This window comes from Thalassobius sp. MITS945101, assembly GCF_047123305.1.
Classification (GTDB): Bacteria; Pseudomonadota; Alphaproteobacteria; order Rhodobacterales; family Rhodobacteraceae; genus Thalassobius.
On record NZ_CP138918.1, the window covers coordinates 697,993 to 710,787 of the forward strand.

A 12,795-nucleotide genomic window follows, 5' to 3' on the forward strand; every position below is an offset into this window, starting at 1 on the left:
TGTAAAGCGTCAGATCACGCCGCCACGGCCCGTTTCTCGCGCACCGGCAAGTGGATCAGGGCCGAGAAGGCACCAACACCCACGCCAACCCACCAGACGGCCTCGTAAGAGCCGTAGAGGTCATACATCCGGCCGCCCAGCCAGACCCCCATGAAGCTGCCCAGCTGGTGACTGAAGAACACGATGCCATAGAGCGTGCCCATGTAACGCAGCCCATAAAGATGCGCGATCAGGCCAGAGGTCAGCGGCACCGTCGCCAGCCAGAGTGACCCCATTGAGACCGAGAACAACAGCACCGTCGCCGGTGTCATCGGTGTCAGTATAAAGGCCGCAGCGACAATGGTGCGCAACGCATAGATCGTCGCCAGCAGGTATTTCTTGGAATACCGATTGCCCAGCCAGCCCGCAAAGATTGTGCCGGCAATATTGGCCAGACCAATCAGTGAAATCGCCACTGCCCCCAAGGCCGAGGTTGTTGTGATCCCCAGCGAATGCAGGGTGCCACCGGGCATGATCGGGCCACACATCTCGGTCACGAAAGCGGGGAAATGTGCGGTGACAAAGGCCAGCTGATAGCCGCAGCTGAAAAAGCCAAGGAAGATCATCGTGTAGCTGGGATCCTTGAAGGCTTTCTTCAGGATCTCGCCCATGCTTTCCTGCAGTTCCTGCTTGCTAGCGGCCTCCGGCGCGCGCATCAGTGGCAAGAGCAACAGCACCGCAAGGATCATGGCCGCAAAGGTCAGGAACACCGACTGCCAGGTCATGAAGCCCAGCATCCATTCTGCCATCGGTGCGCCAATCACCTGCCCGCCAGATCCCGCTGCCGTGGCAATGGCCATCGCCATCGATCGGTTGGCGTCCGAGGCCGCACGGCCCACAACCGCCAGGATCACACCGAAACCGGTGCCGGCAATGCCAAAGCCCACAAACAGCTCATAGAACTGATGCGCCCCCGGTGTTGTGGCACTGGCAGAGGCCACCAGACCAATCGCATACATGATTGCGCCCAGGATGATCGCCTTGCGGTCCCCCACTTTTTCGGCAATTGCACCAAAGATCGGCTGGCCAATGCCCCAGGCCAGGTTCTGGATGGCGATGGCCAGGCTGAATTCAGCCCTGAGCCAGCCAAATTCTTCCGCAATCGGGATCTGGAACACCCCAAAAGAGGCGCGGATCGCAAAGCCGGTCAGGATGATGATACAGCCGACAATCAGAACCGGCGTAAACAGCGGGGCGGCAGCGGGGGTGTTTTGCGTGGGGGCGTTCATCTGAAAGATCCTAAAAGGGGGCGTCTCAGCGGCAGCAAAGGCCTGCGCGAACATTTAGCCTGTTAAGAATTGCACGCAACGTCAATTCACCTTTTGTGAAACGTCCCGTCACAGCGCTTGAAGGGCGCCTGTAGCCCCGCGCCCCCTTCCCCCGCGCTTTGGGATTGGCTATCAGCAGCTTATGACCAGTCTGATCGACAGCTACGCCGCCCTCATCGCCAAGGGCGACCTCACCGCCGACCCCGCGCAGGAAGCGGTCCTGCCCGAGTTTGAACGTATCCGCGCCGAGCTGGCCAAACCGGTGAAAAAAGGCTTCTTCCGCAAAGCGCCGCCGCCGCCCAAGGGTCTCTACCTGTGGGGCGGTGTGGGCCGGGGCAAGTCGATGTTGATGGATATGTTTGTCGACCACCTCGAGGTGCCCGCGCGCCGGGTCCACTTCCATGCCTTCATGCAGGAAATCCACGCGGCGATGCATAAGGCCCGCCAGGACGGCATCGAAGACAGCCTCGCGCCGGTGGCGGAACAGGTCGCCAAAGAGGTCAAGGTGCTGGCCTTTGACGAAATGCAGATCACCGACATCACTGATGCGATGATCGTGGGCCGCCTGTTTGGAATCCTCTTTGCAGCCGGCGTGGTGGTGGTGACCACCTCTAACCGTGTGCCGGATGACCTTTATAAAAACGGGTTGAACCGCCAGCTGTTCCTGCCTTTCATCGAGGTGCTGAAGGACCAGATGTGCGTCTGGGAACTGGTCAGCCCAAATGACTATCGCCAGAACCGGCTGCAGGGCGAGGAGGTCTACTTCGCGCCGATCAATGCCGACAGTCGGCAGAAAATCCGCGAGGTCTGGGAACATCTCAGCGGTGGTCCGGCGCAGCCCCTGATCCTGCAGGTCAAAGGCCGCGAGGTTGAAATTCCACAATTCCGCAATGGGGTGGCCCGCGCCACCTTCTTTGACCTCTGCGGCAAGATGCTGGGCGCCGGGGATTATCTGGCTCTGGCCGAAACCGCCAAGGTGCTGATCCTCGAAGACATTCCCCGTCTGGGCCGCTCCAACTTCAATGAGGCCAAACGTTTCGTCACCCTGATCGACGCTCTTTATGAGGCGGGCACCCGGCTGATCTGTTCCGCCGCGGACCAGCCGGAAAGCCTCTATATCGAGGGCGAAGGTGTATTTGAATTTGAACGCACCGCCAGCCGCTTGCGTGAAATGCAATCCGCCAGCTGGGGCCAGCAGGACTAAGCGCCAAGGGCAAAGCCGCTTTCTTCTTGGGCCAAATATCCTGGGGGTGAAGGGGGCAACGCCCCCTCCCCGGCCTCACACCAAATGCTAGCCGGAGCCGATCAAAACACCGGCCGCAAAGACCAGCGCCCCCCCCAGCACCACCTGCATCGTGGCGCGGAAAAACGGCGTGTCCATGTATTTGTTCTGGATCCAGGCGATGGCCCAAAGTTCCAGAAACACCACCACAAAGGCGGTCAGTGTTGCGGTCCAGAAATCCGGGATCAGATAGGGCAGCGCATGGCCCAAACCACCCACCATGGTCATGATCCCCGAGGCAAAACCCCGTTTCACCGGCGAGCCGCGCCCCGAAAGTTCGCCGTCATCTGACGCCGCTTCGGTGAAGCCCATTGAAATCCCCGCCCCGACCGAGGCCGCCAGCCCAACCAGAAATGTGGTCCAAGTGTCCTGTGTCGCAAAAGCGGTGGCAAAAATCGGCGCCAGGGTAGAGACAGAGCCATCCATCAAACCCGCCAGACCAGGCTGCACCCAGGTCAGCACAAACTGCCGATGTGCCTTGCGGTCTTCGTTTTCGCGCTCCGCCCCGTTCAGATGCTGCGCCTCCAGCCCTTCGGCATGGTCCACATGCCCCGCCTCAGCTGCCGCCAGATCCCCCAGCAGGCGGCGGGTGTCCGCATCGGTGCTTTGGGCGGCGGCTTTCAGGTAAAACGCTTCGGCCGCCGTTTCCATCGCTGCCGCCTCGGCGCGGATCTGCTCCAGCCCAAGGTTCTCGACCAGCCAGACCGGCCGACGCGCGTAGAAGCCTGCAACATGTTCGCGGCGCAGCAGCGGCACGTGATCGCCGAATCGCTTTTGATGCATGTCCAGCAGCTGGCGGCGGTGCGTGTCCTCTTCGGCCGCCATGCCGTCAAAAACGGCGGCACTGTCCGGAAAATCTGCCCGCAATTGTTGCGCATAACTGCGATAGATCCGTGCGTCATCCTCTTCCGAAGAAATTGCAAGGGCCAGAACCTCTTGTTCATTAAGATCTTTGAAATGACGCCGTTGTATTGAAAACCGCATGTTACCCACCTAGTTTAGAATAGTTCTAACTTAGGTGTGACAGCGCACCACCACAACCCTTCACTTGCCGGAACTGAACTAAACAGTTTATAGTTGGTTCCCTCAGCCAAACCTTCTAAGACCCCACCAGACCAAGGCCAGCCAAGGACACTCATGACCCAAACCGCCAAAGAAATCATTCGCACCGGACGCAAATTTGCACAGGTATTGGCGGGGGCGCGACAAGTGTTCATGGCGGATGGGTTTTCCGGTGCCTCGGTGGATGACATCGCCAAGGCGGCCGGGGTCTCCAAGGCGACGCTTTACAGCTATTTCCCCGACAAACGGCTGCTGTTCATCGAAGTGGCCAACAACGAATGCAACCGCCAGGCCGATGAGGCGGTGGAACTGACGAACTTTGACCGTCCGCCGCAGGAAATGCTGACGCTGGCGGCCCGCAAGATGATCCGCATCCTGACCTCCCCTTTCTCGCAGCGGGTGTTCCGCATCTGCGTGGCAGAGGCGGATCGCTTCCCTGAACTGGGGCAGGCCTTCTACCAAAGCGGCCCAATGCTGGGCCGCGCCCGGATGAGCGAGTATCTGCAATGCGCCTGCAACAAGGGTGAGTTTGTGATTGACGACATGGACCTTGCTGCGGATCAGTTCATTGAACTGTGTAAGACGGATGTCTTTGCCCGTATGGTCTTTGGCATCCAAACCGAATTTTCGGATGCAGAAATGGACCGCATCGCGGACGGTGCGGTCGAAATGTTTATGGCCCGTTACAGCACCAAACAAAGCTGCTGCTAACGGCGGCTTGGCCAGGGGTCAGACAGGCATCAGACGTGGATCAGACCAGCTGATCCGCCTTGGCGATCACCTTATCCAGCAACCCATAAGCCACCGCCTCTTCGGTGGTCAGCCAGAAATCGCGTTGCGTGTCAGCGGCGATTTTTTCGGGCGTCTGGCCGGTTGCCTCGGCAAACAGCTTGTCAAACCGCGCCCGCATGATGCGGATCTGTTCCGCCTGGATCTGCATGTCCGTGACCTGACCGCCAATCCCGCCTGAGGGCTGGTGCAGCAGGAAACGGGTGTTGGGCAGGCAGTAACGGTCTTCTTTCTCTGCCCCGATAAAGATCAAGGCGCCCGCGCTGGCCACCCAGCCGGAGCCGATGGTGCGCACCTTGGGGGTGATGAACTTGATCATGTCATGCACCATGTCGCCGCTTTCGACATGGCCGCCGGGGGACGAGATGAACATGTTGATCGGATCGTCACTTTCTTCGGCCAGCGCCAAAAGCTGCGTGACCACCTTGTTTGCCAGCTTGTCGTTGATCTCTCCCGTGACCAACACGCTGCGGCTTTTGAGAAAGAGCGAGGCGAAAGCGCCTGCGCCGTCTTCGCTCTTTTCCTTGTCTTTGCTCATTTGAAAGCTCCCTAAATCAAATGCGCCGCCCGGGATGGGGCGACGCATTGCTACTTAGGGCTGATTTTCCCTAGAAAAAGATCCAGCGGGAAAAGATCCCGCGGGTGGGATCAGTAGACCACAACCGAACGGATCGACTTGCCTTCATGCATCAGGTCGAAGCCTTTGTTGATGTCTTCCAGACCCATCGTGTGGGTGATCATCGGGTCGATTTCGATCTTGCCGTCCATGTACCAGTCCACGATCTTGGGCACATCGGTCCGGCCACGGGCGCCGCCAAAGGCAGTGCCGCGCCAGCTGCGGCCGGTGACCAACTGGAACGGCCGGGTCGAGATTTCGGCACCCGCCGGGGCCACACCGATGATGATCGATTCCCCCCAGCCCTTATGCGCCGATTCCAGCGCGGTCCGCATAACCTGCACATTGCCGGTGGCGTCAAAGGTGTAATCCGCACCGCCGCCGGTCAGTTCTACCAGATGGCCCACCAGATCGCCGTCAACCTCGGTTGGGTTCACAAAATCGGTCATGCCGAATTTCTTTGCCATATCGACTTTGCCGGGGTTGATGTCGACGCCCACAATCTGATCCGCACCGGCCATGCGCAGGCCCTGGATCACGTTCAGACCAATGCCGCCCAGGCCAAAGACGATCGAACGGTTGCCGATCTCAGCCTTGGCGGTGTTGATCACCGCGCCGATGCCGGTGGTGACGCCGCAACCGATGTAGCAAATCTTGTCGAACGGTGCATCGGGGCGCACCTTGGCCAGCGCAATTTCAGGCAGAACCGTGTGGTTCGAGAAGGTCGAGCAGCCCATGTAATGCAGGATCGGCGTGCCATCCAGCATCGAGAAGCGGCTGGTCCCGTCGGGCATAACCCCCGCGCCTTGGGTCGAACGGATCGACTGGCAGAGGTTGGTTTTCGGGTTCAGACAGTATTCACACTCGCGGCATTCCGGCGTGTAGAGCGGGATCACGTGATCGCCCGGTTTCAGGCTGGTGACACCGGGGCCCACCTCCAGCACCACACCGGCGCCTTCATGGCCCAGAATGGCGGGGAACATGCCCTCAGGATCGGCGCCCGACAGGGTAAATTCATCCGTGTGGCAAATGCCGGTGGCTTTGATTTCCACCAGAACCTCACCCGCTTTCGGGCCTTCCAGGTTCACTTCCATGATTTCCAGCGGTTTGCCCGCCTCGACGGCAACAGCGGCTCTTGTGCGCATCTTATCCCTCCCGCGACAATGGCGGGCTGCAATGACGCAGCCCGTTCAGGTGACCGTTTAAACGCTCACTTATCAATGCGATAGCTTTTATGACACCCACCGCAACTGCGGCCAATAGGGCCAAGCCCGGCCCGCAGATTGTCCAAGGATGACGTATCCAGACCCGAGACGGCTGTTTCCATTGCGACAGATTTGGCGGTGAAATCGTCCCAGTTGCTCCAGATTGCAGGCAGGGCTTCGCTTTTGGGGTCTTCGGCCTGCACTTCAAAGGCGGCGGGAATGCTCGCAGCGGCAGCGCTGAGTTTCGCCTTCGCCCGCTCCGCCTGCGTAGCGTCAAAGGGGATCTTGCCCTTAGCCATGCCCCCGATGGCGCCCATATTCAAACGGATCTCTTCCATCAGCATCATGCGGGCCTTTACGGTCGGATCGCTCACCCCGTCATGGGCGGCAGCGGCAGTGGCAAGGCCAAATACGATGGCAAGGGGCAGGGCTGTGAATTTCATGGCAAACCTCTCTGATCTGTTGTTTTCACCAGACTACGGGATTCGCGTCACAAAAGAAGTCATGAAAAAGGGGCACACGTTTTTGTGCACCCCTTTGCCAATAATATGGTCCCGCTGTGGAGGTTCGCGAAACGCCTACAGCGCTTTCAAACCACCGATAACAAAATCCGTGGCCAGATCGGCATAGGCTTCGCGGCTGAGCCCTTTGCCAGGTCGGTGCCACATGTAAAACCAGTTCAGCACGGCAAAGACGCTCATCACCGCCGCCCGCAGCCGGTCAGCATCGCCTGCCAGCTGAGGGGCCACATCCAGCACCGTGGCGGACATGATGTCGACCAGCCGCAGCTGCAGACCGATGAGCGGGCGTTGCCGGTCTTCGGGCAACACCGACAGCGCATCCAACTGCAGCTTATGTTCCGCGTCCGCGTCGGCGTATTCCTCTAGGATCGCGGCAATCAACCCGCGCATGCCGGCACCCTGCTGTGCCTCGACAACCTCCAGAAGCTCGCTCAGGTGTTCGTCCAGGATGTCGAAGAGCAGATCCTCTTTCGAGCCCCAATAGTGATAGATCAACGCCTTGGAGACACCACAGGATTTGGCCGCGCCGGTCATTGAGGCGCGGTCAAACCCGTGGGTCGCAAAATAGCTCGCTGCGCCCTTACGAAGCGCAGCGCGTTTTTCATCGTGATCGCGTGCCAGTCCGCGCGCCATTCAATTCTCCTTGGGGCGGTTGTCGACGATCCGCACCGCTTTGCCTTCGCTGCGCGCCACCTGCCCCGGGTCAGTTACGTTCACCTTGACCGAAATGCCGACGTTCGATTTCACCTTGCCGCTCAGGGATTTGGCCGCGGCGTCACGCGCATCGGCGCTCGGCCCTTCGGCCAGTTCCACATGCACCGTCATCAGGTCCATCCGGTCCGGGCGGGTCAGTTCGATCTGGAAATGCGGCGCCAGCGCGGGCACCTCCATCAACTGTTCTTCGATCTGGGTCGGGAAGACGTTTACACCGCGCAGGATGATCATGTCATCACTGCGACCGGTAACTTTCTCCATCCGACGCATGGACCGCGCGGTGCCCGGCAACAAACGGGTCAGGTCACGGGTGCGGTAGCGGATGATCGGGAAGGCCTCTTTGGTCAATGAGGTAAAGACCAGCTCGCCCAATTCCCCATCGGGCAAGACCTCACCGGTCTCAGGGTCGATGATTTCAGGGTAGAAGTGATCTTCCCAGACGTGCAGCCCGTCTTTGGTTTCGACACATTCGTTCGCCACACCGGGGCCGATGACTTCGGACAGGCCATAGATGTCCACCGCATGCATATCAAAAGCATCTTCGATTTCCTTACGCATGGCGTTGGTCCAGGGTTCGGCACCAAAGATCCCTACCTTCAGCGGGCTGTCGCGCGGGTCCAGCCCCTGTTTGGCATATTCATCCAGGATCGACAGCGCATAGGACGGCGTCACGGTGATCCCATCCGCCTTGAAGTCCTCGATCAAGCGCACCTGGCGCTGGGTCATGCCGCCGGACACCGGCACAACGGTCAGCCCCGCCGCCTCCGCGCCGCCGTGCACCCCCATGCCGCCGGTGAACAACCCGTAGCCATAAGCGTTGTGTAACACATCCCCGGCCCGCAGGCCCGAAGCCCGCAGCGACCGCGCCACTACGGAATGCCACATCTCCAGATCGTTTTTGGTGTAGCCCACCACCGTCGGCTGCCCCGTGGTGCCTGAAGAGGCGTGGATCCGTGCGATCTGTTGGCGCGGTACGGCAAACAGACCAAAGGGGTAGTGGTCGCGCAGGTCCTGCTTCACGGTGAAGGGAAACTTTGCCAGATCCGAAAGCGAGGTCAGATCGTCGGGGTGCACGCCCGCCTCGTCAAAAGCCTTCTTGTAGAAGGGCACGTTGTCGTAGGCGTGGCGCAGCGACCATTTCATCCGCTGCAACTGCAAGGCGCCAATTTCATCGCGCGATGCGGTTTCGATAGGGTCCAGATCACCCGGTTTCGGCGACAGGTCTTTCATGGGTCTTCCTCCAGATATCCCGCACCGCCTCCACGCAGTGCAGGGCCGTTCTATTCCTCAAAATGCTGGCCTTTGACTTGCCGCGACAGACCGCGAAAAAGCGCCACTTTGCGGCCATCTTCGCCGGTGACGGTCACGTCATAAACGCCGGATCGGCCGGTTTTGGCGACCTCCACAGCCGTTGCCGTCAGCCGTTCGTCCGGCTGACCGGGGGCCAAATAGGTGATGGTGTTTTCCTGTGCCACAACCAGCTGATTGTAGCTGTTGCAGGCAAAGGCAAAAGCGCTGTCCGCCAGGGTGAAGATATAGCCGCCGTGGCAGATACCGTGTCCGTTCAGCATCTCTGCCCGCACCTGCATTGTCATCACCGCACCACCGGGGCTGACCTCAACAATCTCCATGCCCAGCGCCTGACTGGCCTTGTCGGTGGACCACATCTGCGCGGCTGAGCGTTCGGCCCGTTGCTGTGCGGTGATCTGCTGGGTCATGAGGGCTCCTCTTCCTTGGCTCCACCCTGCACAAAACCGACCGTGCGGTCAATAGTGTTGAAATCCGAATTTATTTGGCGCATGCTTGGGCAAAGGCCCGCCACGGGCTGAGAAAGGATTTGCGAGATGCTGACACCCGAAAGCTACGCCTGCGGCCAATGGGTCGCCCCCGGCGAAACCGCCACCGAAATCAAAGGCCCCGTCACAGGTGAGGCCATTGCCCGCGCAGGCGGATCCGCACTGGACATGCAGGCGATGCTGGACTTTGCCCGCACCAAAGGCGGCCCCGCGCTGCGCGCCATGACCTTCCACCAGCGCGCCAAGTTGCTGAAGGCACTGGCAACCTATCTGGATGGCCGCAAAGAGGAGCTCTATGCGTTGAACCCGATGACCGGCGCGACCAAGCGGGACGGCTGGGTCGATATCGACGGCGGCATCGGCACCACCTTTGTCATCGCCTCCAAGGGTCGTCGCGAAATGCCGGACGGCCATGTCTATCTGGACGGTGATGTGGAACAGCTGTCGCGCAATGGCACCCTTTTGGGGCAGCATATTGCCGTGCCGCTGCAAGGGGTTGCGGTGCATATCAATGCTTTCAACTTCCCCGTCTGGGGCACGATGGAGAAACTGGCCCCGACCCTGCTGGCCGGTGTGCCCGCCATTGTGAAACCGGCCACCCAGACCAGTTACCTGACCGAAGCCTGTTTCCGCATGATCATCGACTCCGGTCTCCTGCCCGAAGGCGCCGTGCAGTTGATCGTGGGCCGCACGGGCGATCTGCTGGACCGGTTGACCGCCCAGGATGTGGTCAGTTTCACAGGCTCCGCCGACACCGCGGCGATGCTGCGGGCTAACCCCAAGCTGGTGGAAAACTCCACCCGTTTTGTCGCCGAACAGGACAGCCTGAACGCCGCGATCCTTGGCGCCGATGCCACCCCGGACAGCCCCGAGTTTGCGCTGTTTGTGAAAGAGGCCGTGGCCGAAATGACTACCAAAGCCGGGCAGAAATGCACCGCCATGCGCCGCCTGATTGTGCCCGCCCCCCAGCTGGACGCTGTCATTGAAGCCATGAGTTCCAAACTGGCCGCGCTGACCATTGGCGACCCGTCGGACAAGGCAAACCGCATGGGGGCGCTGGCCTCAATGGGGCAAAAGGCGGACGTGCTGGAAAAGCTCGCCATCTTGAAAAAAGAGGCCCGCGTGGTGCATGGCGATCCCGACAGCCTGCCGGCGGATCTGGCCTCCTGCGCCTTCCTGCCGCCGATCCTTCTGGCCTGTGATGATCCCGACAGTGCCGTATCGGTGCATTCGGTGGAGGCCTTTGGCCCCGTTTCCTCCCTGCTGCCCTACCGCGACACCGCCCATGCCGCGGAGATTGCCAACCGGGGCGGTGGCTCGCTGGTAGCGTCCCTGTTCACCAATGACCCCGCCATCGCGCGGGAGGTCACACTGGCTTCTGCCGCCTGGCATGGGCGCCTCTATGTGATGGGCCGTGCCTCTGCAGATGAGGCCACCGGCCACGGCTCGCCGTTGCCTCATATGATCCACGGTGGCCCCGGTCGCGCCGGCGGTGGTGAAGAATTGGGCGGCGTGCGCGGCGTCTTGCATTACATGCAGCGCACCGCCATCCAGGGCAGCCCCGACGTGCTGACCGCCATCACCGGCACCTGGATCAAAGGTGCAACGGAGTTGACCGGCCCCAGCCACCCGTTCCAGCGCACCTTCCGCGAAATCCAGATTGGTGAGACGATCCACACCGAGCCGCGCACGATTTCACTGGAGGACATCGAACACTTCGCCAATTTCACCGGCGATACATTCTACGCGCATATGGATGACGCGGCCGCAGCGGCAAACCCTTTCTTCCCCGGCCGCGTGGCGCATGGCTATCTGCTGCTGTCCTTCGCGGCGGGCCTGTTTGTGCAGCCTGATCCGGGTCCAGTTCTGGCCAACACCGGCCTCAACAGCCTCAGCTTCCAGAAACCGGTCAGCCCCGGTGACAGCATCAAGGTCCGCCTCACCGCCAAACGCAAAACCCAGCGTACGGAGGAGTATGGTGAGATCGCCTGGAACGCCACGTTGACCAATCAGGACGGTGATCAGGTGGCGGAATATGAGCTGCTGACGATGGTGTCTTACGAACGCTAAATCGCTGAAAACACAGGCGGGCGGCAGCCCCATCTGCCGCCCGTTTTGCATCGCCCGCCACCTCGGGGCTTGATTTCAGCGCCAATCAGGGCGAGTCTCGTTCCATGAGCATTGAGCAGCCCACACCCTTCCCGGGGCGCGCGATTCCGGAACAGGTCTCTTTCCACCGCACCGAACTTGCCGTCATCCTGTCGCTTTACGGGCGTATGGTGGCCGCAGGGGAATGGCGCGACTACGGCATTTCAGCCCTGCGCGACCGCGCCGTCTTTTCGATCTTCCGCCGCACCGCTGAAAACCCGCTGTACCGGATTGAGAAACACCCGAAACTGCGCCTGAAACAGGGCCAGTACTGCGTGATCTCGATGGAGGGGCAGGTATTGAAACGCGGCAATGATCTGAAAACTGTGCTGCGGGTGCTGGAACGCAAACTGATCCGCAGCGTCGAGTGATGGGGCCCGCATGACCGTTCAGAAAATCGCCGTATTGGGCGGCGGCCTCATTGGGGCCAGCTGGGCCGCGCTGTTCCTGTCGCGGGGCCACACCGTCGCCATCGCCGACCCCAAGCCCGAGGCCGAGGCTTTCTGCCGTCAGCTGATCCGTAATGCCTGGCCGGATCTGGCGCAGCTGTCTGATATTCCTGATGTGCCAGACTGGTCCCGCCTGTCCTTTCACGCCACCATTGCGGCCGCCTGCGCAAGGGCCGATCTGGCCCAGGACTGCGGTCCTGACCGCATCGACATCAAACAGGCCATGCTGGCCGAGGCGGAAACCACCCTGCCGTCACAGGCACTCTTTGCCTCCTCCACCTCATCACTGATGGCCAGCGACATTCAGGCCGGCGCAAAGCACCCCGACCGCGTACTGGTCGCCCACCCGATGAACCCGCCACATCTGGTGCCTCTGGTCGAACTGGTGGGCGGCAAGGCCACCGCGCCCGAGGCCCTTGGCCGCGCCCGCGCCTTCTATGACAGCCTCGACCGGGTCACTGTGGTGGCACAGAAGGAACGCCCCGGCCATATCGCCAACCGCCTGACCTCAGCGCTCTATCGCGAAGCAGTGAACATCGTGGCGGAAGGCATCGCTGATGTCGCCGACGTGGACCGCGCCATCGCCTATGGTCCCGGCATGCGGTGGGCGCTGATGGGGCCGCATCTGATCTATCACATGGGCGGCGGGCCGGGGGGCTATCGACATTACCTCGAACATCTGGGCCCCACCCAGGTGGATCGCTGGCAGGACCTTGGCACGCCGGAGTTGACGCCTGCGCTGATTGACCGGATGGTGGCCGAACTTGACGCCAGCCTCAGCGGTGTCGATGCAGAGGCGCTGCGCCAGAAACGTGACGCCGCCCTTGTGGCGCTGGCCCGCCTGAAACAGGATCTGCCCGTCTGACACCCCTCCGCCTCAGAAAAAACGCCCCCCGCTTGCGCAGG

The 12,795-nt window shown here is 61.0% G+C and carries 13 protein-coding genes; 5 read left to right on the forward strand and 8 right to left on the reverse strand.

The genetic code is table 11. The features are described from left to right. Positions 1–14: 14 nt before the first annotated feature. Positions 15–1,268, reverse strand: coding sequence for an MFS transporter (locus SIC14_RS03635; RefSeq protein ID WP_412564473.1), 1,254 nt, complete (start codon positions 1,266–1,268; stop codon positions 15–17). Positions 1,269–1,449: 181 nt separating this feature from the next. Between SIC14_RS03635 and zapE the strand changes: the two genes are divergently transcribed. Further along, positions 1,450–2,511 carry a cell division protein ZapE gene (gene zapE, locus SIC14_RS03640; RefSeq protein ID WP_412564474.1) on the forward strand — a complete coding sequence of 354 codons (1,062 nt, stop codon included), beginning with the start codon at positions 1,450–1,452 and terminating at the stop codon, positions 2,509–2,511. A gap of 87 nt (positions 2,512–2,598) precedes the next feature. Here the strand turns inward: zapE and mbfA are convergent, their stop codons facing one another. Then, entirely contained in the window at positions 2,599–3,573 is a 975-nt protein-coding gene (gene mbfA / locus SIC14_RS03645; protein WP_412564475.1) for an iron exporter MbfA, read from the reverse strand. Positions 3,574–3,726: 153 nt separating this feature from the next. On the opposite strand from mbfA, the gene SIC14_RS03650 reads away from it, so the two are divergent. Beyond that, entirely contained in the window at positions 3,727–4,362 is a 636-nt protein-coding gene (locus SIC14_RS03650) for a TetR/AcrR family transcriptional regulator (RefSeq protein ID WP_412564476.1), read from the forward strand. A gap of 40 nt (positions 4,363–4,402) precedes the next feature. On the opposite strand, the gene SIC14_RS03655 is transcribed toward SIC14_RS03650, so the two are convergent. The 6 genes from SIC14_RS03655 to paaI all read right to left on the reverse strand — a co-directional run bounded on the left by SIC14_RS03655 (position 4,403) and on the right by paaI (position 9,202). Then, the gene (locus SIC14_RS03655; protein WP_412564477.1) at positions 4,403–4,978 is read right to left on the reverse strand and encodes an ATP-dependent Clp protease proteolytic subunit; all 576 of its coding nucleotides are present in this window, start codon (positions 4,976–4,978) and stop codon (positions 4,403–4,405) included. A gap of 110 nt (positions 4,979–5,088) precedes the next feature. Continuing rightward, positions 5,089–6,201: an S-(hydroxymethyl)glutathione dehydrogenase/class III alcohol dehydrogenase gene (locus SIC14_RS03660; protein WP_412564478.1), complete on the reverse strand. Its 1,113-nt coding sequence runs from the start codon at positions 6,199–6,201 to the stop codon at positions 5,089–5,091. Positions 6,202–6,266: 65 nt separating this feature from the next. Next, entirely contained in the window at positions 6,267–6,704 is a 438-nt protein-coding gene (locus SIC14_RS03665; RefSeq protein ID WP_412564479.1) for a c-type cytochrome, read from the reverse strand. Positions 6,705–6,839: 135 nt separating this feature from the next. Further along, entirely contained in the window at positions 6,840–7,415 is a 576-nt protein-coding gene (locus tag SIC14_RS03670; protein ID WP_412564480.1) for a TetR/AcrR family transcriptional regulator, read from the reverse strand. Then, positions 7,416–8,726 (reverse strand): phenylacetate--CoA ligase PaaK, encoded by a 1,311-nt coding sequence (paaK, locus tag SIC14_RS03675; RefSeq protein WP_412564481.1) that lies wholly within the window; start codon positions 8,724–8,726, stop codon positions 7,416–7,418. A 50-nt stretch (positions 8,727–8,776) separates the two neighbouring features. After that, a complete protein-coding gene (gene paaI / locus SIC14_RS03680; protein WP_412565815.1) occupies positions 8,777–9,202 on the reverse strand; it encodes a hydroxyphenylacetyl-CoA thioesterase PaaI in 426 nt (141 codons plus the stop codon). A 138-nt stretch (positions 9,203–9,340) separates the two neighbouring features. On the opposite strand from paaI, the gene paaZ reads away from it, so the two are divergent. From paaZ to SIC14_RS03695, 3 genes are all read left to right on the forward strand, one after another. Then, positions 9,341–11,362: a phenylacetic acid degradation bifunctional protein PaaZ gene (gene paaZ / locus SIC14_RS03685; RefSeq protein WP_412564482.1), complete on the forward strand. Its 2,022-nt coding sequence runs from the start codon at positions 9,341–9,343 to the stop codon at positions 11,360–11,362. Positions 11,363–11,466: 104 nt separating this feature from the next. Beyond that, positions 11,467–11,811 carry a DUF2794 domain-containing protein gene (locus SIC14_RS03690; RefSeq protein ID WP_412564483.1) on the forward strand — a complete coding sequence of 115 codons (345 nt, stop codon included), beginning with the start codon at positions 11,467–11,469 and terminating at the stop codon, positions 11,809–11,811. Between the two features lie 10 nt (positions 11,812–11,821). Beyond that, positions 11,822–12,754, forward strand: coding sequence for a 3-hydroxyacyl-CoA dehydrogenase NAD-binding domain-containing protein (locus SIC14_RS03695; protein WP_412564484.1), 933 nt, complete (start codon positions 11,822–11,824; stop codon positions 12,752–12,754). The last annotated feature ends 41 nt before the right edge of the window (positions 12,755–12,795 follow it).

Bases quoted from the DNA above. Each gene is read 5' to 3' on its own strand.
- SIC14_RS03635 (WP_412564473.1), bottom strand. From the start codon at position 1,268: ATGAACGCCCCCACGCAAAACACCCCCGCTGCCGCCCCGCTGTTTACG.
- zapE (WP_412564474.1), top strand. From the start codon at position 1,450: ATGACCAGTCTGATCGACAGCTACGCCGCCCTCATCGCCAAGGGCGAC.
- mbfA (WP_412564475.1), bottom strand. From the start codon at position 3,573: ATGCGGTTTTCAATACAACGGCGTCATTTCAAAGATCTTAATGAACAA.
- SIC14_RS03650 (WP_412564476.1), top strand. From the start codon at position 3,727: ATGACCCAAACCGCCAAAGAAATCATTCGCACCGGACGCAAATTTGCA.
- SIC14_RS03655 (WP_412564477.1), bottom strand. From the start codon at position 4,978: ATGAGCAAAGACAAGGAAAAGAGCGAAGACGGCGCAGGCGCTTTCGCC.
- SIC14_RS03660 (WP_412564478.1), bottom strand. From the start codon at position 6,201: ATGCGCACAAGAGCCGCTGTTGCCGTCGAGGCGGGCAAACCGCTGGAA.
- SIC14_RS03665 (WP_412564479.1), bottom strand. From the start codon at position 6,704: ATGAAATTCACAGCCCTGCCCCTTGCCATCGTATTTGGCCTTGCCACT.
- SIC14_RS03670 (WP_412564480.1), bottom strand. From the start codon at position 7,415: ATGGCGCGCGGACTGGCACGCGATCACGATGAAAAACGCGCTGCGCTT.
- paaK (WP_412564481.1), bottom strand. From the start codon at position 8,726: ATGAAAGACCTGTCGCCGAAACCGGGTGATCTGGACCCTATCGAAACC.
- paaZ (WP_412564482.1), top strand. From the start codon at position 9,341: ATGCTGACACCCGAAAGCTACGCCTGCGGCCAATGGGTCGCCCCCGGC.
- SIC14_RS03690 (WP_412564483.1), top strand. From the start codon at position 11,467: ATGAGCATTGAGCAGCCCACACCCTTCCCGGGGCGCGCGATTCCGGAA.
- SIC14_RS03695 (WP_412564484.1), top strand. From the start codon at position 11,822: ATGACCGTTCAGAAAATCGCCGTATTGGGCGGCGGCCTCATTGGGGCC.